We start from the raw sequence: 23,298 nt of genomic DNA, 5'->3' as shown, positions 1-23,298 counted from the left end.
CTAGCGGTGATACATTTCCGGCTCGAAGCTCATGCCGAAAACCGGGTCATCACAAGAATTACGCTCAAGCCAGCTGGCGTAACCAAGCTGGTGGGAGCCATCAAGCCGGGCCTGAGGCACCTGGTCGGCAGCCAGTACCAGTTGCACATCCCAGGCATATTCAAAGCCGATAAAACTGCGTACCAGCTCACGCAGTACCGCCATATCGCTGCCCCACGGGCTGAACAGCATGTACTGGGTGAGCGTCAGCGGCCCCATCAGCAATTTGAATTTATGTTGTCTGTCCAGCACGGTATTGCCGAGGATCGCGCCGTCGCCCAATAGACCGGCGCAGTGGCTGTCACCGAGCGCGGTTTGATCGCTGCTTTCCAGATAAATCCATTGCAGCTCAAACTCTTCCATATGAATCGGCACGCCAAAGTAGTAATGCATCGCTCCGAGCAACCCGTCCGGATTACGGGCTTCGCGAACCAGGTGTGCGGAAGAGGCCAGCCGGGCGTGTATGGGTAAGGGGGCGGGGGAGAGTTCAGCCGGATCCAGCCCGATCAGGCTGCCGACATAAAATGAAAAGCGCTCGTCGTCCTGCCTGTCCAGCGAGGCTGTGTCCTGCGATAAAAACCATGCGCGGTAAAACAGGCTGAGCGCCCGGTGATGAAAAATATCGACAAAATCAATTAGCGTGTGGTCGTGCTGCTCATAGCGGGAGTAGGCCAGTTCGGAAAGGTGGAGCGGCATGGCGCCCTGAGCACCCCAGATACCTAAGCCAAAAAGCTGAAGTTTGATTTTGTCGTCCTGCTGACTAATCGCAGCGATTTCACGCGGCGAAAACGTCATACTGGCAACTTGCCCCAGGCGGAAACGTTCCTGTGATGGTAGCAGGGCTTTACCGGGTGCGGGCAGCTCCGGGGTGCGGGCGGCAATGGCACGCATCATGCTGATAAAACCCGCCTCCCAGGGCTTGCTGTCATCAAACCAGGCGTCGATGGATTTCATAATGCGCCTCGTCTGCCGGGTCGTGCCTTCCAGCGTGCGATTAAGCCACGCTGCATAGAGTGCAGTTCGGTTTCGGTAAAAATGTTAATTGCCGCATGCCGCGCCAGGTAGTTCTCCATCACCAGGCCAAAGAGGTAAGGGCTAATGCCGGAAAATCCTTCTTCATCGACGGTTAAACTACAGCGCACGCCGCGCCCATAAACCAGTAACCCCTCTTCCGACAGGCGGCGAACCACAGGCTCGGTTTTGCACCCGACAAGGCTGTTTATTTGCGCCAGGGTTTCGGTATCGGCAGTGCTGGTGAACAGCCGCAGCATATTACGCAGCGACTCGCCACCACGGGCGTGTTCCATCTCGGATAACGGCAGATAGTTAAAGCTAAGCTGGCGAATAAGCCGCCATGCCGCTTCACCGACGGCGAACGGCGAACGCGGCGCGCTGGGTGAGCTCACAAAGCGGGCACCGTGAATCGGGACGGAGTCGGACATGGTAAGCTCAAGGCTGCCGGTACTGGTCAGTAAACGAGGCAGATCGCGGTTTGTCACCATGGCGTCAACCAACAGATAGCGAATATGCTCGCCGTAAGGCGCTTCTTGTTGGTCTACCAGCGAAATAAAGATCTCCGTGCCGCTATAAGGCGTGCGGGTGTCATATTTACGATGGCTCGCCTCTTTCACCCTGACTTCACGCCTGACTGAGAAATAACGACCAAAGTTTCCGGTGTCGCAGTGCCGGGTCTGATAGAGCGGATTAAAGGTCAGCTCTTCGCTGGTTTCTGCCTGTAAGCCAAAGACCTTATCAACGGAAAAGACTTCATAGTCCATCGGGCGGCTGCGATCCGGCACGATGTGGAAGTTATTCAAGGCGCGGTTGACTTCAATTCTATCCACGCGTTTGGGAAACAGATTGATCACCGCTGTGCAGTGCAGCAAAAAGTGCGAGGCATCCAGATGCGGCACCAGATCCTGAGATAATTTGTTCAACAGAATAATAATTTCGACTTCGTTAGTGCTGTTGCCTTCCAGCGCTGCTGACAATTGAGTGAGCGAAAAAAAATAAAATCGCTCGCGACAAGTAATATATTCCTGAATCAGGGTGTGACCGTGGAACATATTCCATTGCAAGGGCAACAGGCTCTGATCGGGTGCCAGCCCTTCGAATTTTAATCCCTGATTTACAATGACATGATTCTGCGGTTTTTCACTATCACCACCGCGCACCACCACCGCAACATGGCTGCCATGCAGTAATTCAAACGTATGTGAAACAACACGCTCATCACCCTGAATATAAATTGGTAATTCATCCAATCCTTTCAAATCTGAAAAAACTAAATCCCCCTGTAAGCGCAGTTTAATGCGCAGCGCACCTTTCAGTTGCTGGTGGTTAAGGCGATGAATTTCAAGGTTAGGAATATCCGGCGGAACAGAGGTTAACCGTACTTCTTCGATATCCAGCGGCCATAGCGTGACATCCTGATTGTTTCTGAATTCACAGCGCGTCATTTCTCCGGGAAGTAACCGACTGTAAAAAATACTTTTTTTGGGGATAGTATAACCGTGCGATAAATCCCCTTCTTTTAAATTTGGCTGTAGCTGTACGACACCCATCGAAGGCGTGGGTGAATTGTAGTTCGGGTAGATGATATCCAGTAATCGCTGGGTGAATTTAGGAAATTCAGCATCGAATTTTATCTGCGTTCTGGCAGATAAAAAACAGAAAGCCTCAATCAGTCGCTCCACATAGGGATCGGCAGTTTCTATCCCTTGCATCCCCAGTCGTCCGGCAATCTTCGGATGCCGCTCGGCAAATTCACGCGCCATCTCTCTGACAAACGTCAGTTCCTGGTTATAGTAATCTAGAAAGTTGTGTTCCACCTTGTATCCCGTCAAATTTCGCAGCATCTTTGATATATCACCAGGATTCTAAAATTAAATACAGCCATTATGATCCCACTATTTACACTTCCAGGTGAAAATAGGACTATTTCTTGGGCTATATTCTTAAATTCCATTCTATATTCTATATAAGGGTTTTTATTTTTGTGAAGACTGTTTACATTAGACTTAAGTAGCATGTTATTGCCTCTATATAAATGCCTCTGCATGGACAGGTAAACATCTGTTCCACTACGTAGTGGAAGACATTGACGTCGATTAATATGGGATGAATTTTGTTGTGGCGATTAGCAGAAAAAATATATTTGGAAAACTTAATGTAAGTTTGTTTAAAAGCGTGGAGAGTGCCACTACGCTGTGCAAATTACGCGGTAATCCATACGTTGAGTTGGTTCACTGGTTAAATCAGATATATCAACAACAAGACAGTGATATCCGCCATATTGTCAGGCATTTTGAACTTGATGCCGAAATTCTTGAACATGATTTTTCTCAGGCATTAATGCGTCTGCCGGATGGGGCCAGTTCTATTTCTGATTTTTCTTATCATATTGAACTGGCAATTGAGCGTGCATGGATATTTTCCAGCCTGGAGTGCCATAACAATATTATTCGCAGTGGTCATTTACTGATTGCGTTGCTAACCACGATGGAATTACGCCGTGCGCTCTTTAGTATTTCTTCGGTATTCGAAAAAATACCGTTGGAACAGTTAAGCAAAGACCTTGGCTATATTATTCGCGACTCAGCAGAAGAGAGCGAAGCAGGCGGCGCGATGGTTTCCTCAGAAGCGGGTGTACCGGGCGAAGCCAGTAACGCCATCGGCACTGCGCAGGGCGGCGGGCTGTCGCAATACACGACAGACCAGACGGCGCTGGCGCGTGAAGGAAAAATCGATCCGGTGTTGGGGCGTGATAAAGAAATCAACACCATGATCGATATTCTGCTGCGTCGTCGACAGAATAACCCGCTGCTGACCGGGGAAGCCGGGGTGGGAAAAACGGCGGTGGTGGAAGGTCTGGCACTGGCAATAGTGTCCGGAGAGGTTCCTCCTGCGCTACAAAAAGTTCGTCTGTTGACTCTGGATGTCACGGCGCTTTCTGCCGGAGCCAGCATGAAAGGCGAATTTGAAGCGCGTTTAAAAGCGGTGCTGGAAGAGGCTGTCAATTCAGTCGACCCGGTGATTCTATTTATTGATGAAGTACACACGTTGGTGGGCGCAGGCGGCAATGCCGGTACTGGGGACGCCGCTAACCTGATGAAGCCGCTGCTGGCGCGTGGGCAGTTACGCACCATTGGTGCGACAACCTGGAGTGAATTTAAGCGCCACATTGAAAAAGATCCGGCGCTGACGCGACGCTTCCAGGTATTGCAGGTCGAAGAACCATCAGAAGATTTGGCGATTGCCATGCTGCGTGGTTTGCTGCCAGTGCTGGAAAAACACCACAGCGTCTGGGTGATGGATGAGGCGGTTCGCGCCGCTGTGCGTCTCTCTCATCGTTATATTCCCGCTCGCCAGTTGCCGGATAAAGCGATCAGCTTACTGGATACCGCCTGTGCCAGGGTCGCCGTTGCGCAGCACGCGCCGCCAGTAGAGTTACAGTTGCTGAAATTCCGCCAACAGTCGGCGCAAGTTGAACTGTCATTACTGGAAAAAGCGATTGGTTTCGGTAAGGAGGACAACAAACACGTCCAGCCGATTCAAAGCTCTATCGACGAGCATGCGGAAGAGGCGACGGTGCTGGAGCGCCGCTGGACGCAGGAGTGTGAACTGGTTGCAGCGATTATTGATACCCGTCAGCAACTTCTTACCGCCACCGTTGAAGACACGGAAATGGCGGAAGCGGAAAAAGTCAGCTATTTGCAGTCTCGTCTGAACGAACTGGAAGCGACGCTGAGCGAGATTCGTGGTGAACAGGCGTTGGTACAAACGGAAGTGAATGCCAGCATTGTGGCTGCGATCGTCGCGGACTGGACGGGCATCCCGGTTGGTCAGGTATTGAAAGATGATGTCAGTGCAGTGATGGAGTTGCCGCAACGTCTGGCGGAAAAGGTGATTGGTCAGACATATGCATTAACCTGCCTGAGCCAGAGTATTCAGACCGCGCGCGCAGGTCTTGCCGATCCGCAAAAACCGTTTGGCGTGTTCATGCTGGTTGGTCCTTCTGGCGTCGGGAAAACCGAAACCGCTCTGGCGATTGCCAGCCAGCTTTATGGCGGTGAGCAGAATCTTATCACCATTAATATGAGTGAATATCAGGAAGCGCACACCGTTTCTTCGCTAAAAGGCTCACCGCCGGGTTATGTGGGATATGGCGAAGGTGGTGTATTAACTGAAGCTGTTCGCCGTAAACCTTATAGCGTTATTTTGCTGGATGAAGTGGAAAAAGCGCACTCCGATGTGCATGAACTTTTTTTCCAGGTATTTGATAAAGGCTCAATGGAGGATGGTGAAGGTCGACATATTGATTTTCGCAATACCATTATTTTGCTGACCAGTAATATCGGTAGCGACATTATCAGCAGCACATGTGCCGATCCGCAAGCCATGCCGGATGAAGAAGGTTTGCTGACATTATTACAACCAGCATTATTAAGGGTGTTTCCGGCTGCATTTTTAGGTCGTGTGACCGTGATTCCTTATTTACCGCTGGCGACAGAATCATTACAGCATATTGTCAGAATCCATTTAAACCGCATCATAGAGCGGGCAAAAGCGCAGTACGACATGACGCTCACTTTTAGTGATGAGCTGGTTCAGCACGTGGTTGAACAATGTCCGGTTGCCGAAACTGGTGCCAGGATGCTGATCCGTTTTATCGAGAAAAATATTTTACCAAAAATTGGTAGCGCGGTTTTAAATCAGCTCGGTACCGCAGCACAGAGTAAATCAATAGTCATGCGCTGCATTTTATCTGAAGAAAAAGAGATTGATATTGTTATGCAAGTGGAGGAATAGCAAAGCACGAAATCTACAGGGAATACGGAATAGATCAAACACGGACTTAAGGTCATAAAGATTTAATTTTAATAACACTAATATAGGAAGTTTGTTATGTCTACATTCAAAACGACGTTGTACGCACTGGCGATGGCAACAGTATCGACCTCTGCGCTGGCCGCAACTCAGGGCACCGTAACCTTTAACGGTGAGCTGATTGCTGAAACCTGTGAAATTGCCGCTGACTCTCTTGACCGTCAGGTGCAACTGCCGACTATCTCCATTCAGACCCTGAATGCGGCAGGTACCAGTGCGGGTTCCAAAGGTTTTGAGCTGAACGTTGAAAAGTGCCCTGAGGGTATCACTAATGTTGCCGCGCATTTTGAAGCCATCGGCAACGACTCAGATCCAGGAACCGGTAACCTGCGTAACCAGTATGCCGGCACGGGAACTGCGGCAACTAACGTTCAGGTTCGTCTGTATAACTCTGATCAGAAACCGCTGAAAGTGGGCGAAACCGGCGCAGCTTTCCCCGTGACCGGCGGTAAAGCGACCATGCGTTACTACGGTGGCTACTATGCAATCGGTGCGACCACTGCGGGTCTGGTTTACGCGCAGGCCGATTACACTCTGGCGTATCCGTAATTTCTTTCCGTCAGGATTGACCCAGGGGCGAGTCATCGCCCCTGTTAAACCATTTCCATCAGATGGACCGTATTACGTGCAAGGCTGTGCTATGAAATATCAACATGCAATATTATTAAATACTTTTTTCTTTTTAATGCTGGTAACCCATGCTGCGTTTGCGGGGATGACCATTTCTGGTACACGTGTGATTTTCCCTGGTTCAGAAAAAGAGCAGACCATAAGAACCAATAATAAAAATAAAAAGCCTTCTCTGGTGCAGGTCTGGGTGGATGATGGTAATAAAAATAGTGATATAAATAATATTAAGGTGCCATTTATCGTTACGCCGCCGGTTTATCGTGTTGAACCCGGAAAGGGGCAGAGCGTACGCCTTATTTATAACGGTATGACCTTGCCGCAGGACCGGGAGTCAGTGTTCTGGTTTAATATGCTGGAAATCCCACCGGTGAATGAAAAGATGAAGGATACCGATCATCTGGAATTGGCATTCAGAACCCGCATTAAAATATTTTATCGCCCGACAGCGTTAAATAGCAACAGTGCTAACGAATTTGAAAAGCTGCATTGGGAAATGATTAGTCCAATGAAGGGAATTAAAGTTACCAACCCAACGCCTTACTATTTTTCATTTGATTCTGCGGTGGTAAGCTCTGGTTCATCAAAATATCCGCTGGTCGTGGATATGGTCCCACCATTTGGCAGTAAAGAGTTCTTGCTGGAGCAAAAAAATAAATCGATAACAACTATCAATAGCATTGATGTCCGCCTGATTAACGATTACGGCAGTGTTGTTAACTATCAGTTGGTTTATTCATCAGGTAACACGATTTCAATAAAAAAATAGTAAATCGCTGAGCTGCGTAGTTGTGAGGAATAATGACGTGAATCCGAAAAAGATAAAAAAATATACACGCCGCGTAATTCGTGAATCAAAATTCGCGGTTGCGATTCGCCATATCCTTATTGCTTCCTTAGGGGCCAGCGTTTCTGTGTTCGCTCACGCCAGAGACGGGGCTCAGGCAACCAGCGGTAAAAATGAAGGTGTGAATTTTAATAGTTCGTTCATTCACGGCACTAGCGTTGATGTCTCTCGTTATTATGAGGGTAACCCGGCACCAGCGGGAGAGTATATGGTGCAGGTTGCCGTCAATGGTCAAAGCCAGGGACAGCACAAAGTGATGTTTAAACCCGTTGCAGGCAGTATGAGTGCTCAGCCCTGCTTCGCTCAGGATGAACTGATCCGTCTGGGCATTAAGGTCGCGGCCAGACCAGCGGCAGAAGAGGGTGCGCAATGTGCCATGGTGGATGAGTGGGTGACAGGTGCAAGCGCGAACTATCTGACCAGTGATTTTTATCTCAACCTTTTGATTCCACAGGCTTATATTGTGCAACGTCCGCGTGGTTATACCGATCCTGCTTTGTGGGATTCCGGCGTGACGGCGGGCGTGCTGGACTATAACGCTAACGCCTATACTCAGCAGACAACCCGCCATTACAACGGGGAAAAGGATCACTCTGCCAGCGGCAACCTCGGGTTACTGATGGGGCTAAACTTTTACGACTGGCGGTTGCGTAAACGGATGAACACCAACTGGAGCAGCAGCGCGTCATCACATACCGAATCCATCATGACTTACCTTCAGCGTGATATTCCGGTACTGAGAAGCCAGTTGACGCTGGGCGATAGCTCAACCAGCGGCGATCTGTTCGATAGCATGATGGTGCGGGGGATTCAGCTACAGTCTGACGACCGTATGCTGCCGGATGGCCTGCGTTATTACACGCCGTTGGTTCGCGGCATTGCTGAAACCAACGCCAAAGTGCAGGTGACGCAACGCGGCCAGACGCTGTATGAAACTACCGTACCGCCAGGACCATTTGAACTGAGCGACATCGGCGCAATGGGCTATGGCGGCGATTTGCAGGTGACGGTGACAGAGGCGGATGGTCGCCAGCGTACGCAGATAGTGCCCTTTTCTGCGCCGCCGATGCTGCTGCACGATGGTGTGTACCGTTTTGGCGTGGTGGTCGGGAAGTTGCAGGATGATGCGCTCTCTGAAAAGCCAGGTGTCGCTCAGGGCTTCTACCAGTATGGGCTTGGCAACATGTACACCTTGTACGGCGGCGGACAGTTTGCCGATCACTATGCGGCGTTAGGTCTGGGCAATGCGTTCAATACGCCGCTGGGCGGGGTGTCGGTGGATGTCGCCCATGCGCGCAGCGAGCCAGGCGGCGGCAAAGTCTCTTCCGGCAACAGTTTTAATATTAGTTTTAGTAAGTATCTGGATGCGACGTCGACGGACGTTACCCTGGCGGCGTACCGCTACTCCTCAAAGGGGTTTTACAGTCTCAGGGATGCCGCGCTAGAGCGCTATGGCTCCAGAAATAATGATTATCTGGTGGATTATCGCACCCGGCAGCGTTTTACCGTGAACGTCGGCCAGCCGCTGTGGAACGGCAGCAGGATTAATTTTTCCGGTAACTTTTATAACTACTGGGATGAACGCTCTGCCTCCAGTCAGTACATGGTGTCGTATAACAAATCCGAGCGCTATTTTTCCTGGTCGGTATCGGCTTCCCGCTCGTATAACGGCGATGGCCGAAATGTGAATAACGTGATGTTGTCCATCAGTGTGCCGCTGGGGCGCAGCATCACCGAAAAACCGCTGTTCAGTACGATCTATTCAACTGCCTCGCATGACAATAACGGAGGCAGCGCGTTCCAGATGAATGCCATCGGTAGCCAGGGCATGCAGAACGAACTGAGCTACGGCATAGGGACGGCGGTCAATAAAACGAAGGATACATCAACGCAGGGGGCGTTTAACGGCAACGTCAATTACAACTCGCCGATAGGACAGTTGGGATCGACTGCATCCGTGGGAAATAAGTCGCGTCAGCTTTCACTGTCGGCCAATGGCAGCGTGGTGGCGCACCGCGGTGGTGTAACGCTGGGGCCGCGTCTGGGCGATGCGCCGTTTGCGCTAGTAGAAGCGCCGGGCGCAGAAGGCGCGAGGATGCTGAACGGTTATGGTGCGCGCATTGATGCCAACGGTTTTGCAATTGTGCCGTCGCTCACCCCTTATCGCGAGAACACCGTAGCGGTGAATACCGTGGGGCTGCCTGATAATGTGGATGTGCTGGAAAATGAAAGCATCGTTATTCCACGTATGGGCACGGTGGTCAAAGTAGATGTTAAAACGCAGGTGGGTGTACCTGTGGTGTTAATTGTCCGGGATAAGAAAGGGCAGCCTTTACCTATCGGCGCGGATATTTTTGATGAGCGTAATAATAGCCTTGGCATTATTGGGCAGGGCGGCATGGCATTTATTCGCGGCTGGCAGGCAGAAAATAGCAATTTGTACGTTAAAAATGCATCTGGCGATCGGTTGTGCACCATTTATTCCAACAGCGATATTGCCCGTAAGATTATAAAATCGCCCGGCTCGATTACACAGGCGGAGGTTGTATGTCATTAATGAAAAAAGCGCTGGCAATTGCACTGCTGGGGAGTCATGTGGCATATGTCTACGCGGTTGGGTATTCGATGGATGTTTATTTTACTGGCGCCTATACCGATGAAACCTGCGTTATAGAAATTAATAACGGCAGCAATAACGAAGTCGTACAATTACCCAAAATATCGGTGATGTCGCTTCAGAAAAATGGCAATGAAGCTGGCAGCGTGCCTTTTAATATTACCTTAAGAGAGTGCCCGGCTAGCAGGACGGTAGCCGTGTTCTTTAATAGCGCTATTTCTGGCGCGGATACGGCGACGGGTAATTTAATAAATAATTCAGGAACCGACATGAGCAACAATGTTCAGGTCAGATTACGTAAAGAAGATAGTTCGCAGGTTGTTATTGATGATGCTACGTCAGGGCAGGATTATCTTATTTCTGCCACCGCTGACCCATTAAGTCATAGATTCTTAGCGAGCTATTATGCGAAGGGTGACTCAGCCGTTACCGCCGGAAAAGTTCAGACGGTAGCGGGGATCGAACTTGTTTATAAATAGCAAGGAGTGGAATAAGCGAATTATCCGAACGTTAACCATCAGACCAGCCATGATTTATACATAAACGGTGAACAAAGAGTATTTATCCATATGAGCAAGAGTAATTCACAAAAATTTATCGCACGTAACCGTGCACCGCGCGTACAAATTGAGTACGACGTAGAAATCTATGGCAGTGAAAAGAAAATTGAACTGCCATTCGTAATGGGCGTGCTGGCGGATTTATCCGGTAAACCGCTGGAACCATTGCCGCCTGTTGCGGACAGAAAATTTCTGAGCATCGACATCGATAACTTTGACGAGCGTATGAAAGCCATGCGTCCGCGCGTGGCGTTCGCGGTGCCGAATACCTTAACGGGTGAAGGGCAACTGATGGTCGATATGACCTTTGAAAGCATGGACGATTTTTCGCCAGACGCGATTGCCCGCAAAGTGGACTCGTTATCTCAGCTGCTCGAAGCTCGTACCCAGCTTGCCAACCTGCAAACCTATATGGACGGTAAAGCGGGTGCAGAAAGCCTGGTGATGAAAGTGCTGAATGACAAGTCGCTGCTGAACACCCTGGCATCGGCACCAAAACCTAAACAGGCTGATGAAGCCGCGTCCTGAATGTGAATCAGAGAGATAAAAATGGCAACTCAAGCACAAAACCATAAACAGGCCGCGCCGCAGGCCGCAACGCAAAATGATTTTAATGCGTTACTGACCCGTGAATTTAAGCCGAAGTCCGAGCAGGCGAAATCGGCGGTCGAAATGGCGGTGAAAACCCTGGCGGAGCAGGCGCTCGCCACCTCGATCATGATGACTGACGATGCGTATAAAAACATCGCTGCTATCATTGCGGAGATTGACCTTAAGCTGTCCGGGCAGATTAACCTGATTCTTCATCATGAAGAGTTTCAGCATCTGGAAAGCGCCTGGCGCGGTCTGCATTACCTGGTGAACAACACTGAAACTGATGAGAAGCTGAAATTGCGCTTTATGGACATTTCCAAAAATGACCTGCGTCGCAACATGAAGCGCTACAAAGGTATCGCGTGGGATCAAAGCCCGCTATTTAAGCAGATCTACGAAGAAGAGTACGGTCAGCTTGGTGGCGAACCATATGGCTGCCTGGTGGCGGATTACCATTTTGACCACAGCGCGCCGGACGTGGACCTGCTCTCTTCTATCGGTAAGGTGGCGGCGTCTGCTCATATGCCGTTTATTACCGGCGCTGCACCATCCGTGATGCAGATGGACTCCTGGCAGGAGCTGGCTAACCCGCGTGATCTGACGAAAATCTTTACCCAAAATCTGGAGTATGCCGCATGGAACTCCCTGCGTCAGTCTGAGGATTCTCGTTATATCGGTCTGGCGATGCCGCGCTTCCTTGCCCGTCTGCCTTACGGAATCAACACCAACCCGGTGGATAACTTCAATTTTGAGGAAGATACCGACGGCGCGGATCACGGCAAATATGTCTGGGCGAACGCCGCGTATGCGATGGCGGTTAACATTAACCGTTCCTTCAAGCATTACGGCTGGTGCACCATGATTCGCGGCGTAGAGAGCGGCGGCGTGGTGGAAGAACTGCCGTGTCATACCTTCCCGACCGACGATGGTGGCGTGGATATGAAGTGCCCGACGGAGATTGCGATTTCTGACCGTCGCGAGGCGGAGCTGGCGAAGAATGGCTTTATTCCACTGGTTCACCGTAAAAACACCGATTACGCGGCGTTTATTGGCGCGCAGTCATTGCAGAAACCGGCGGAATACTACGATCCAGACGCAACGGCCAATGCCAACCTTTCCGCGCGTCTGCCGTACCTGTTTGCCTGCTCACGTTTTGCGCACTACCTGAAGTGCATCGTGCGCGACAAAATTGGTTCGTTCAAAGAGCGTGAAGATATGCAGCGCTGGCTGAACAACTGGGTGATGAATTATGTCGATGGCGATCCGGCGAACTCTTCCCAGGAAACCAAAGCGCGTCGTCCGCTGGCAGCAGCGGAAGTGGTAGTGGAAGATGTTGAAGGTAATCCTGGTTATTACCAGGCGAAATTCTTCCTGCGTCCTCATTTCCAGTTGGAAGGTCTGACAGTCTCTTTGCGTATGGTCGCTAAATTACCATCGTTGAAAGACGTAGCGTAATTCAGACAGTTAACAAAGAAGAATAATCCCCGTTTTATTCTTAATAAAAAAACAGCTGCGCAGGGATCCTTGCGCGCTGTAAAAGGCAAAAAAATATTTTTGTCTTCGTTTCGCTCGTTACTCATAAAGTAACGTTATTAATTAAAGCTGATTAAGGAAATAGTATGGCTCAGGATATGTTTATTAAAATTGATGGCATCGAAGGCGAATCTCTTGATGCTACCCATAAAAATGAAATCGAAGTGCTGTCCTGGCATTGGGCAAGCAGCCAGAGTTCAAATATGCATAGCGGTTCCGGTGGCGGGGCGGGTAAAGCAAAGGTTGAAGATTTCTGCTTTGAGCATTATGTCGATAAGGCTAGTACTAATCTGCTGAGCTACTGCCTGTCTGGTAAGCATATTAAAGACATTCAGTTTGTGGTTCGTAAAGCTGGCGGCGATCCGCTGGAATATCTGACCATTAAATTCACCGATGTCATTATTACTCACATAGAAACTTCTGGCTCCCACGAAGACGAAACGCGTGCGCGTGAGCGCGTGACCTTCGCCTTCACGAAATTGACTCAGGATTATGTCATGCAGAACGCCGAAGGCACGAAGTCTGGCGTGATCTCTACCAGTTACGACGTGAAAGCAAACCTGCGCAGCTAATTACTGCCAGGCTCGCTGACAGAATTTTGCCGCTGCGGCGGCAAAATTCTTCTCAGGATGACGCAGACCAGATGGATTGAGTGGAAAAGTATGCTTAGCGGAAAAGAAAAAAAATTCATAAGAAAGGGAATGACGGTTTTTTTACTGTCACTCTTTTTGGCCGCCTGTAGTGGTAATAGCAGCCAGGTGGCTGATGGCGATGAAATAAAAATACATCTGCTGGCGGCAAGCGATATTAATCCAAACGAAATGGGAGAACCGGCACCTCTCAATATATTTATTTACAGCGTCAAGGATCTGGATGTTTTAACCAATGCGGATTTTTTTGAAATTGTTGAGGGGACCAGTAAACCTGTACAGGCGGCGGCTTCTAAAGTCTATGAAGCGATTCTACAACCTGGAGAATCGCGCACCATTCTGATTAAGCTCGACGGTAATACCCGCAGCCTTGCTTTCATTGGCGCATATCGCAGTCTTAACGATTCTCTTTGGCTGGTGAGTTGGGATCGACCAGAAAAGAAAACATCGTGGTGGCGGCCGAGTTTCTTTCGCGATGATTCGCTTGAGTTGAATGCGCATTTCCAGAAAACAGCAATAACAATTAAAGAAATGGATTAAACCGTGAGAACGAATAAAGTCGTCTGGAGTGAAGGGCTGTTTCTTCGTCCGCAGCTTTTTCAACAGCAAGAACGCTATTTTGAATACTATGCACATAAAAGAGCCTCGACTCTAAGCCCCTTCTTTTGGGGATTCTCTCAGTATGAAATCGACCGCGAGGCGTTGTCGTATGGCAAGCTGGTGCTGCGTACCGCGCGCGGCGTATTGCCGGATGGCACGCCGTTTGATGTGCCTGATCACGCCGATTTACCCGAGCCGCTAACGATTTTGCCTGAGCATTTGGGGAAGACGATTTATCTGGCGGTGCCGTTACGCCTTGATAATAGCGATGAAACCATCTTCAGCCAGCACGACGCCAGTTCACTGGCACGTTTTCGTGCGCAAGAGACGGAACTGTGCGACACCAACGCGATTCGTCAGGGGCCAAAACCGGTACAACTGGCGAAATTGCGGCTCAAGCTGGTTTCGCAAACTGAAATGACCGAATCGTGGATTGGCCTGCCGCTAACTTGCGTCAAGGCGATTCAGCCTGATGGCAGTGTGTTGCTGCATCTGGAAGACTATATTCCGCCCGTTACCGGTTATGCGGCGAATCCGCTGTTGAGCGAATGGCTGACTCACCTTAATGGCCTGGTCAAAATGCGCGCCGGGATGCTGGCGCATCGCCTGTCGGCATCTGACGGCAAAGCCAGTGCCAGCTCCGAGGTGGTGGATTATTTGCTGTTGCAGATTTTCAATAAATACGAGCCGATTCTCGATCACCTGCGCCATATCCCGGAGCTACCGCCCATCGTGCTTTATGAAGAGCTGGCGAAGCTGGCAGGAGAACTTTCGACGTTTGTGCGCACCAAAACGCGTCGCCCCAAAAGTGCGCCGGGTTACGATCACGCCAGCCTTTACCCTTCGATTCGTCCTCTGGTAGACGATGTGCATGACCTGCTTAACCAGATTCTGGTGCGGGCAGGGCAGCTTATCGACCTACAAGCTAAAGGCAACGGCGTCTGGGCGGCTTCAATTCTGCCGAATGAACTGCGCTCGTTCTCAAACCTGGTGCTGGCGGTTCACGCACAGCTGCCTATGGATGTGTTGCAGCAGCAGTTCCAGGCGCAGGCCAAAATCAGCGCACCGCAGCAATTGCATGAGCTGGTTCGCTCGCACTTGCCGGGCCTGGTACTACAAGGATTACCGGTGCCGCCGCGTCAGATCCCATACAGTACGGGTTATGTCTACTTTGATCTGCTCAAAAATGGGCCTTTCTGGGACAAGATCTCCACCACCGGCGCACTGGCGCTGCATATTGCAGGTGAGTTCCCCGGCCTGAAGATGGAACTGTGGGGAATCAGGAACTGATGAAAGACGATATCAAGGCGCAGGCGTCCGCTGAATCAATGGATTACGGGGATAGCTCACCACAGGCACTGGGTAAATTCCTGCTGGACGAGCAGGGCGACTGGATACAGGAGCCAGAATCGACACCAGAAAGAGAGACGGCGTCCATTGGCGAGCGTGCGAACCGTGGCGAGAACACGCTGAAAAGCGAAAGCGTACAGCAGCGAATTTTGCGCGTGAAGGCGGCGGAAAATCCGCTGCTTGAAGCCGCCCAGCCGCTACTACGCGCGCTTGGCGATATGCCGGAGCAGATAAGCGATATTACCCATGTCGAGATCCTCAAAAACACCCTTAAGAGCCAAATAACGCTGTTCGGTATCGTCTGTGATGAGGTGAACATTCCGTGGAAAAAGATGGCTATTGTGCGCTATTGCCTTTGCACCGCGCTTGATGAAGCGGCGCATACCACGGCCTGGGGGCTTGAGGCGGGCTGGTCGCAGAGCAACCTGCTGAACCACTTTGAAGGGGATAACGACGGCGGGAATAAATTCTTCCTGCTGGTTGGTCGCCTCTCCATGAACCCGACTGAATTTGCGGATGTGCTGGAGGTGCTGCTGCGTATTCTGGGGCTGGGCTTTGAAGGACGCTACAGCATTATTGAAGATGGCGACCGCCAGCTCAGCAAAATCCGCCAGCGCCTGCTGACCCTGATTCAAAGCACACGCAACACTACCCCGCCTGCGCTGTCGCCACATGGGTTGCAACCGCATGGGCCTGCGGTGCGCGAGAAGATAGTGATCCCTGTTCGACTGAGTGCGCTATGCGTCGGTGTTCTGGTGGTGTCGGCGTTTCTCTGGTGCAAATTCTGGTTACTGTCGCGTAGCGACGGCATCACCAATGGCATCTATGCCATGCAAAACCTCAGCGTGCCCGTGGCGCAACCTGCCATGCGTCTGAGGCTGGCGGTGCTGCTGCGTAACGAAATCAAGAAGCAACTTCTGAGTGTGGATGAGAGCCAGCAGCAGAGCAAAGTGGTGCTGAAAGGCGATACGTTGTTCCTGTCGGGTTCTGTTCATGTGCAGCCGGACATGGTGAAAGTTATTGAGCGTATCGCCAGCGAAGTTCGACGTGTGGACGGCGATGTGGTGATTGTCGGCCATACGGACGCCACCCCGATCAACCGACCTGGATTGCCGAATAACATTGTTCTCTCAGAAAAACGTGCCGCAGAAGTGGCGCAATATTTTATTTCGGCTGGGCTGCCTGAGAGCAAGGTGAAAGTCCGGGGCGTAGGAAGCAGTCAACCCGTGGCCTCCGATGAGACGCCTCAGGGACGGGCGAAGAATCGCCGTATTGAGTTTTTTGTCACGTATTAACGAGGACGACAATGTCTTATTTAAATAGGGTCTTCACCATGCGGTTTATGAAGACGCTGCTGATTGTGTGCGGTGTGGCATTACTGGTTGCTGCCATCTGGTTCCTGGGGCCGTTTTTTGGATTTGGTGAATCTCGTCCTCTGTTGAGCATTGAGTCACGCGCTATTTTTATTCTGCTGGCGGCCTTCTGTCTGGCGTGCCTCTGGCTGGGCTGGCCCATGTTTATTGCGCTCGCCGCAACGTTATGCGTGATTGTTTGGGTATTCGGCCCCTTCTTGCTGGTTGGTGAAAGCTGGCCTATTGCGGCGGTTAGCGTCAGGTTGGCGATCATTGCCGTTATTTTGCTGATCACGCTGTTATACGGCTTGTGGCTGTTACTGCTGGCGCTGAAAGACAATCCGTCATTGCTCAATAGGTTTGTGCGCCACATAGAGCCGATTGCAGAAGATAATAGTTCGGAAGTGGCGGCCGTGATTGGCAATGCGGTGAACTATGTCAACAAGAGTCGCGGTACGCTGTCATTTTTCCAGCGCGTGATTCTGGCGCGTAAGCCGCTGGATGTGCTGCCCTGGTATATGATGATCGGTACCACCGGGTCCGGGAAAACATCCGCGATTCTGGCATCTGGCCAGAATTTCCCGCTGCCGGAACAGCTTAACCTGGTTGGCAAATCGACATCGCCCACCCGCAACTGCGAGTGCTGGTTCGCCAATGATGCTATCTGGCTCGACACGGCCGGGAAATATATCAGCGAGCCGGAAAAGCACCTCAACGAGTGGCGCGCGATTCTGAAAGCGCTGAAAAAAAACCGTCCGGTTAAGGCGATCAATGGTGTTGTGGTGTCGTTTTCCGCCGCTGACATAATGTGCCGCAATAAAGCGGAACTGTTTGAACTGGCGGCCAGTCTGCGGGCAAAAGTTGAGGACGTGCGTCAGACGTTGGGTGTGCGGTTTCCGGTTTATGTGCTGGTGACGAAACTCGATCAACTGCCGGGCTTTACTGAGTATTTTAGGATCCTGACCGATCAGGAGCGCGAGCAGGTCTGGGGCGTGACATTCCCTTATGGCGATATCAAAACGGCCTCTGTCTCCGGGTTGCGCAGCCAGATCACGGAGGAGTTCTCCTTGCTTGAAGAGCGTCTGGAGCGCGAAATGATCGTGCGCCAGCAGGAGGAGTACGACCATCGCGATCGCAAAAAGATGTACGCGTTACCGCAAGATTTTCACCTGCTTTCTGGCATGGTGGCGGAAGTGATGCATAACATCTTTTTTGCCTCCCGCTATGATGAAACGCAAAGCTACACCCAATTACGCGGTATCTATTTTACCAGCAGCCATCAGCCGATCGATTTCAATTTGTTAAATAACCAGAGCGTGATTCGTAACTGGTCGAACTATGTTGAGCATAAATCGCCGGAAGTGATGGCCTTGCTGAGCGCGAAGTCAGATGACCAGGATTTTCTGATTAACGATGTCTCTTACGGGCGGCAATATTTTCTTAAACAGCCTTTTAGCGACGTTATCGTTAAAGATCTGCACCTGGCGCGCTATAACCTGGCGAATCAGTCAAAGTACCGCTTACAGCGTTTCTTTGGCCATATGCTGTGCATTGTGGTGGCTTTTATCTTGTTAAATGGCTTCTATAACAGCTACCACAACAACAGTGGCTATCTGGATGCCATTGAACTCAAGGTCACTACGCTGCGTGATGAGGTAAACCGCTTTAATCAGTCGGCGAGCGACACCATGCTACCTCGCCTGCTGGCACTGTCACACTATCTGCCGGAATACGGCACGCTGGAGGTGCTGAACCCAACATTGCCGTGGCGTTATGGGCTGTATACCGGCACGGATGTGGCGACGGCGTCGGATTCGCTGTACCAGTATTTCCTGCAACGTCTGCTGTTGCCACAGATTCAGCAGCAGGTCGTATTGGCGTTACAGGAAGCGATTGATGGTGGTGACGATGAACGAGTCTACAACCTGTTAAAACTCTATTTGCAGGTTTCCGGTCAGGGCAAATTTGACCAGCAAGAGATGATTAACGGCATTACCCAATTGTGGGAGCGCAACGGTAAACTCCAGCCTTATGAAGAGCGGCAGGTTTTTATCTCACATCTGACCCAGCTTTTTGCCGCACCGGATTGGCAGCGTTTTGGGCAGGAAGCGGATGAAGGGTTGGTGAAATATGCTCGTGCGTTGCTGGAGCGTGAAGATTTAGCCAGCCGCCTTTATAGGCGTATCAAAGTCTCACTGGTGCAGGATGTGCCAGCGGATTTAACCCTTGGTGAAATGGCGAAATCACAAGGCGACGACTTGTTCACCCTGAGTTCTGCGTATCGCGAGAGCGCCATTCCCGGCCTTTTTACCCGGGCGGGCTATTACGAGGCGTTTAAAAAAAAAATGGAACCGGGCCTGATGCTGTTAGCGCGTGAAGATGCTTGGGTGCTGGGGAAATCCAGCCCGGATGCGGCGCTGCCAAAAGTGGCTGTCGGCAGCGATGGCACGCTGGTGAACCCGGTACAGCAGCAAATCCTCGCGCTCTATCTGGATGAATATACCCGGCACTGGCAGGACTTTCTGAGCAACATTCGCATCAAAGAGAATGTGCTCACGCAGGATTACGGCAGCGCTGGTGTGGCGGCAAATATCTATATGCTGCGCACGCTCAGCGCCTCCAGCTCGCCATTGGTGAATTTAATTCAGCGCATCGTGAGAGAGACAACCTTGGTAAAAAGCGATGACAAATCGCTGCTGGACAATATCGGCACGAAAGGCCAGGTTTTAAATGCGGCGGCGAAGGTTAACCTCGCTTATGCCAGCATGGAAAAGAAGTTGCTCAGGGAGCGGGTGGATAGCCATTTTGCACCGTTGCGTGAGTTTGCCACCGGCAGTCACGAACTGGCGCAGGAAGGTAGTCCGGCGATGGGCGGTGCCGGGTTTGGCAAGCTAATGGGTGCGCTAAGCGAGCAATATACACTATTTGTGATTTACGACGATGCGCTGAAGAATGGCAATTCGCCGTCGCTGCCTAATAGCGCTCTGAAAATTAGCGCCGAATCGCAAACCTGGCCCGATCCGCTGAGCCATCTGGTGGGGCCGCTGCTGGATAGCGTGTATTACCACGCCAGTCAGGAGTCTATCGCCAGAAGCAATGAAGGGATTGAAGAGAGTCTTGGGCAAGTTTGTCGCGCCACATTAAAGGGGCGTTACCCTTTTGCCAATACCACTCGTGAAGTTAAAAGGGCGGATTTTGAGCGCTTTTTCGCGGTGGGCGGTCTGGTGGATGAATACTACAAAAAACATCTGGCGGATAAAGTCGATACTTCTTCTCAGCCGTGGCGCTACAAAGGCGAGATAGATACTGATGACGCGAATATATTGGCTTTTTTTGAGCAGGCGGCAGATATTCGCGAAGCCTTTTTTCAGGGGGAAAATGGCCGGAAGTTAGCGCTTGCGTTTGATATTTCAGTACAGCATCTGGATTCGTCAATTACGCAACTCAATATGAATTTTGATGGTCAGCAGGTTAATTATGCGCACTGGCCGGTTTCATCGGTGTCGGTTGTCTGGCCGACGTCGCGTTCGGTATCAAAAACGTCGATGAATGCGACCCCGAGAGTCGCAACCGGGGCTTCTTCGATGACGTTTAGCGGGCCGTGGTCGCTTTTTCGCTGGCTGGATAATGCCAGTGATATTACCTCAACTGATACCGATGAACTTATTTTGCGTTATTCGCTGGACTCCAGACGTGCGGACATTGAAGTGGCGGGGCTTACCTTCAAAGATCAACTGGTAATGGATATGTTGAAAGATTTCCGTTGTCCCGGTGAATATTAAAATCAGAGGGAAAGATGTCTCTACGCCTGTATTTACTTGTTGGTGAGTCGCGTGCGAGTCCGTTTTGCGGAAAGAGAAAAAAGCAGCGTCAGATAGAGGCTTTTATTTCTCAGGAAATTTTGTCAAACATGGCAATGGTAATGACAGATGATTATTTGCCTGCGGCGTATCCCTGGTGTTTTGTCATATCGTCCAGCACTGTACAGGATAAATACCACTATGTGGGAGCGTGTCGAATTCTTTGTAATGAGCAAGGGGAACGAACGCTGGTTGGAATATACAGCCCAGTATCGTATCGCTGGCTGAAGAATAATATGCAGGCTGAATTTCCGTTGACATTCTGGATGAGCAGAATTTTAAACATGATACAGGGAAATCATTTTTCTGCCCATAACACATCATTGCTACGGCAATGGCGAACAGCGTTGCAGCGCGCTTATTCTCCGTTCTGGGAATCTTTTGCGCTAACGCCAGCCTGGCGTTTTAAAAACCGTTCGCAGGCCTTACTCAGGGAGGGATCACAGGAAGACTATTGTATCCGAAATAGCGATGGTGTTGACGTTATGCCATGGAAAAACTGGCCTGACTGTACATCGCAAGAGCCAGGAATATGGTTGTGGCGAGAAAGTCGACACAGAAAAATATTGGATTCACAACGTATCAGGTGATTATATGTCACGTACTATTACATTAAGTAGTCCGGCGATGCCGTTGTTGCTGGGCGATCCCGCGTTAGTCATCTCAAAACTGGATGGCGAAGAGGCATTGTCGTCCCTGTATTCTTATGTGATTACGGCTAAAACCCCGGCTAACTCTTTAATACCCTGGCAGTCTGCATCGAATGTTGATTTGAAGGCATTAATCGGTAAAGAGATGACCGTTACCATTGAGCTGGACGGCAACGGTTTGGGGGATATTTTTGCAATTGGTAAAGATACTCGGGAAATTTCAGGGATGGTTCAACGTGCGCGTTATATCGGGCGCGATGGTAATCAGGCACTTTATGAAATTGTGATTCGCCCATGGTTACATCTGGCGGAATTAACCTCTGATTTCAAAATATTCCAACAAAAAAATGTTGTGGATATTATTGATGAAGTATTAGGGAATTACAACTTTCCGTTAGATAAAAGGCTGTCGGGAAGCTATCCACTGCTTGATTTCCAGGTCCAGTATGGTGAAACCGACTTCAATTTTATTGAGCGGTTAATGGAAGAGTGGGGGATTTATTGGTTCTTTGAGCATACTGAGCAACACCACAAACTTATTTTAGTGGATAATGTTGGGGCGCATAAACGCTTCCCGAGCGAAGCTTACCACGTTATTCAGTATGCCGCCGATCAACCGAAGATGGATCAGGAATATATTAGCCAGCTCCATTTTCAGGAGACCATTACCTCCGGTAAATGGGTCACAAATGACTACGATTTTACGAAGTCACGCGCCGATATTATGGCGTTGGACAGCAAGCCGCGTAAAACCAGTTTCAACGCGATGGAGATCTTCCACTGGCCTGGTGATTATGAGCAGCCCGGTATCGGCGAGCAACTCGCTCGGGTGCGAATGGAAGAGCTAGGGGCGCAGGGGTCACGCTGTGAAGGGTCAGGCGAACTGCGCGGTATTGCCTGCGGCTGCGATTTTGAACTGGTGAATTACCCGGTCGAGAAGGCGAACCGCGAATACATGATTTTGCGCAGCCATCTGATAGTGGAAGAGATTAATCAGGTTACCGGCCAGGACGAATTTCGCTATCACTGCGATTTTACCGTTCAACCAACCACCAAAATTTATCGTCACCCGATGACGGTACCAAAGCCGAAAACCAGTGGCCCGCAAACGGCCATCGTTGTTGGCCCTGACGGCGAAGAGATCTGGACGGATGAATACGGGCGCGTAAGGGTGCGTTTTCTCTGGGATCGCTACGGTAAAAACAGAGAGTTAGATTCCTGTTGGCTACGTGTGAGCCAGGCCTGGGCCGGGAATAACTTTGGCGGGATTTATATTCCCCGTATCGGCCATGAAGTGATTGTCGATTTTATCAATGGCGATCCCGACAGGCCGCTCATCATTGGTAGCCTGTACAACAACGTCACTATGCCGCCGTGGGATCTGCCAATGAATGCCACACAGAGCGGGCTGGTCAGCCGCACCGTTGGCGGTGGGCGCAGCAATTACAACGGCATTCGCTTTGAAGATAAGCCAGGTCTGGAGGAGTACTGGGAGCAGGCCGAGCGTAACATGACCCGCTTAACCAAGCAGAACGAAGTGCAGACGATCGGCATGAACTCCAACGTGAATGTCGGCCTGTCGCGGAACCTGTTCGTTGGGGCGAACTACATGTCGGATGTGATCGGTAATAGTAGTGCCATGATCGGCGGGGCGCTGGCGATTCAGGTGGGTGGTGCCCAGACCGACAACGTCGCGCTGGCGAAGGGGATTAACGTCGGCGGCGCGTTTATGACGAATGTGGGCGGTTACCACTCTTTATCGGTTGGTGGTGCTCATCAGGTAAACGTGGGGGGCTATCACTCGCTGGCTGTTGGTGGCGCGAGCACCACTGTTGCTGGCGGCGCCATGACGCTGACAGCAGGCGGCGAGCTGGTGATCTCGGCGAAGAAGATCAAAATCGTCGGTTCCGATAAGGTGGTTATTCAGGGGGGCGAAGTCGATATTAACCCTGGCGACTGCTGCAATAACTGTGGCTGTGGTGGAGGTGGTGGAGGTGGTGGTGGAATGATCGGCCTGCCGGGGTTACCTGTAATAGCGACCATGTTTGGTGTTGAGATTCCATTACCGCCGCTTCCGACGCCAACGCCAACGGAGACGCCAACGGAGACACCAACGGAGACGCCAACGGA

At 50.8% G+C, this 23,298-nt stretch carries 16 protein-coding genes; 14 read left to right on the top strand and 2 right to left on the bottom strand.

What is annotated here, in order from left to right:
- Positions 1 to 993: a type VI secretion system baseplate subunit TssG gene (tssG, locus tag GA0061070_RS06610; protein WP_090134716.1), complete on the bottom strand. Its 993-nt coding sequence runs from the start codon at positions 991 to 993 to the stop codon at positions 1 to 3.
- Entirely contained in the window at positions 990 to 2,870 is a 1,881-nt protein-coding gene (gene tssF / locus GA0061070_RS06605; protein ID WP_090134714.1) for a type VI secretion system baseplate subunit TssF, read from the bottom strand. Before tssF ends, tssG begins: the two co-directional genes overlap by 4 nt.
- 301 nt (positions 2,871 to 3,171) lie before the next feature.
- On the opposite strand from tssF, the gene tssH reads away from it, so the two are divergent.
- From tssH to GA0061070_RS06535, 14 genes are all read left to right on the top strand, one after another.
- Entirely contained in the window at positions 3,172 to 5,850 is a 2,679-nt protein-coding gene (gene tssH, locus GA0061070_RS06600) for a type VI secretion system ATPase TssH (RefSeq protein WP_167353545.1), read from the top strand.
- A 96-nt stretch (positions 5,851 to 5,946) separates the two neighbouring features.
- Positions 5,947 to 6,477 carry a fimbrial protein gene (locus GA0061070_RS06595; protein WP_090134709.1) on the top strand — a complete coding sequence of 177 codons (531 nt, stop codon included), beginning with the start codon at positions 5,947 to 5,949 and terminating at the stop codon, positions 6,475 to 6,477.
- A gap of 91 nt (positions 6,478 to 6,568) precedes the next feature.
- Positions 6,569 to 7,324, top strand: coding sequence for a fimbrial biogenesis chaperone (locus tag GA0061070_RS06590; protein ID WP_090134708.1), 756 nt, complete (start codon positions 6,569 to 6,571; stop codon positions 7,322 to 7,324).
- A gap of 37 nt (positions 7,325 to 7,361) precedes the next feature.
- Entirely contained in the window at positions 7,362 to 9,959 is a 2,598-nt protein-coding gene (locus tag GA0061070_RS06585; RefSeq protein WP_090134705.1) for a fimbria/pilus outer membrane usher protein, read from the top strand.
- Complete coding sequence (locus tag GA0061070_RS06580; RefSeq protein ID WP_090134703.1) at positions 9,950 to 10,498, top strand: fimbrial protein; 549 nt, start codon at positions 9,950 to 9,952, stop codon at positions 10,496 to 10,498. The genes GA0061070_RS06585 and GA0061070_RS06580 overlap by 10 nt, the downstream gene beginning before the upstream one ends.
- 90 nt (positions 10,499 to 10,588) lie before the next feature.
- Entirely contained in the window at positions 10,589 to 11,107 is a 519-nt protein-coding gene (gene tssB, locus GA0061070_RS06575; protein ID WP_006178500.1) for a type VI secretion system contractile sheath small subunit, read from the top strand.
- A 21-nt stretch (positions 11,108 to 11,128) separates the two neighbouring features.
- On the top strand, positions 11,129 to 12,628 hold the full coding sequence (gene tssC / locus GA0061070_RS06570) for a type VI secretion system contractile sheath large subunit (protein WP_090134701.1): 1,500 nt from the start codon (positions 11,129 to 11,131) through the stop codon (positions 12,626 to 12,628).
- Between the two features lie 164 nt (positions 12,629 to 12,792).
- Positions 12,793 to 13,278, top strand: coding sequence for an Hcp family type VI secretion system effector (locus tag GA0061070_RS06565; protein WP_090134699.1), 486 nt, complete (start codon positions 12,793 to 12,795; stop codon positions 13,276 to 13,278).
- Between the two features lie 90 nt (positions 13,279 to 13,368).
- Positions 13,369 to 13,896, top strand: coding sequence for a type VI secretion system lipoprotein TssJ (gene tssJ / locus GA0061070_RS06560; protein WP_244153052.1), 528 nt, complete (start codon positions 13,369 to 13,371; stop codon positions 13,894 to 13,896).
- A gap of 3 nt (positions 13,897 to 13,899) precedes the next feature.
- Positions 13,900 to 15,246 (top strand): type VI secretion system baseplate subunit TssK, encoded by a 1,347-nt coding sequence (tssK, locus tag GA0061070_RS06555; protein ID WP_090134695.1) that lies wholly within the window; start codon positions 13,900 to 13,902, stop codon positions 15,244 to 15,246.
- Positions 15,246 to 16,601: a type VI secretion system protein TssL, long form gene (gene tssL / locus GA0061070_RS06550; protein ID WP_090134692.1), complete on the top strand. Its 1,356-nt coding sequence runs from the start codon at positions 15,246 to 15,248 to the stop codon at positions 16,599 to 16,601. The genes tssK and tssL overlap by 1 nt, the downstream gene beginning before the upstream one ends.
- Before the next feature lie 11 nt (positions 16,602 to 16,612).
- The gene (tssM, locus tag GA0061070_RS06545) at positions 16,613 to 20,440 is read left to right on the top strand and encodes a type VI secretion system membrane subunit TssM (protein WP_244153051.1); all 3,828 of its coding nucleotides are present in this window, start codon (positions 16,613 to 16,615) and stop codon (positions 20,438 to 20,440) included.
- Positions 20,441 to 20,454: 14 nt separating this feature from the next.
- A complete protein-coding gene (locus tag GA0061070_RS06540; protein ID WP_090134690.1) occupies positions 20,455 to 21,108 on the top strand; it encodes a T6SS protein Cts1T in 654 nt (217 codons plus the stop codon).
- Between the two features lie 4 nt (positions 21,109 to 21,112).
- A partial coding sequence (locus tag GA0061070_RS06535; RefSeq protein WP_090134689.1) for a type VI secretion system Vgr family protein occupies positions 21,113 to 23,298 on the top strand: 2,186 nt, incomplete at its 3' end.

Origin of the sequence: Kosakonia oryziphila, assembly GCF_900094795.1 — a bacterium.
GTDB classification, from domain to species: Bacteria; Pseudomonadota; Gammaproteobacteria; order Enterobacterales; family Enterobacteriaceae; genus Kosakonia; species Kosakonia oryziphila.
Note: the sequence above shows the minus strand (reverse complement) of the source record. Positions and strands in the feature narration are given on the sequence as shown.

What these genes read in the sequence shown, in the direction of transcription:
- tssC (WP_090134701.1), top strand. Translation starts at nt 11,129, where the DNA reads ATGGCAACTCAAGCACAAAACCATAAACAGGCCGCGCCGCAGGCCGCA.
- GA0061070_RS06565 (WP_090134699.1), top strand. Translation starts at nt 12,793, where the DNA reads ATGGCTCAGGATATGTTTATTAAAATTGATGGCATCGAAGGCGAATCT.
- tssM (WP_244153051.1), top strand. Translation starts at nt 16,613, where the DNA reads ATGTCTTATTTAAATAGGGTCTTCACCATGCGGTTTATGAAGACGCTG.
- GA0061070_RS06540 (WP_090134690.1), top strand. Translation starts at nt 20,455, where the DNA reads ATGTCTCTACGCCTGTATTTACTTGTTGGTGAGTCGCGTGCGAGTCCG.
- GA0061070_RS06595 (WP_090134709.1), top strand. Translation starts at nt 5,947, where the DNA reads ATGTCTACATTCAAAACGACGTTGTACGCACTGGCGATGGCAACAGTA.
- GA0061070_RS06590 (WP_090134708.1), top strand. Translation starts at nt 6,569, where the DNA reads ATGAAATATCAACATGCAATATTATTAAATACTTTTTTCTTTTTAATG.
- tssL (WP_090134692.1), top strand. Translation starts at nt 15,246, where the DNA reads ATGAAAGACGATATCAAGGCGCAGGCGTCCGCTGAATCAATGGATTAC.
- tssB (WP_006178500.1), top strand. Translation starts at nt 10,589, where the DNA reads ATGAGCAAGAGTAATTCACAAAAATTTATCGCACGTAACCGTGCACCG.
- tssJ (WP_244153052.1), top strand. Translation starts at nt 13,369, where the DNA reads ATGCTTAGCGGAAAAGAAAAAAAATTCATAAGAAAGGGAATGACGGTT.
- GA0061070_RS06580 (WP_090134703.1), top strand. Translation starts at nt 9,950, where the DNA reads ATGTCATTAATGAAAAAAGCGCTGGCAATTGCACTGCTGGGGAGTCAT.
- tssG (WP_090134716.1), bottom strand. Translation starts at nt 993, where the DNA reads ATGAAATCCATCGACGCCTGGTTTGATGACAGCAAGCCCTGGGAGGCG.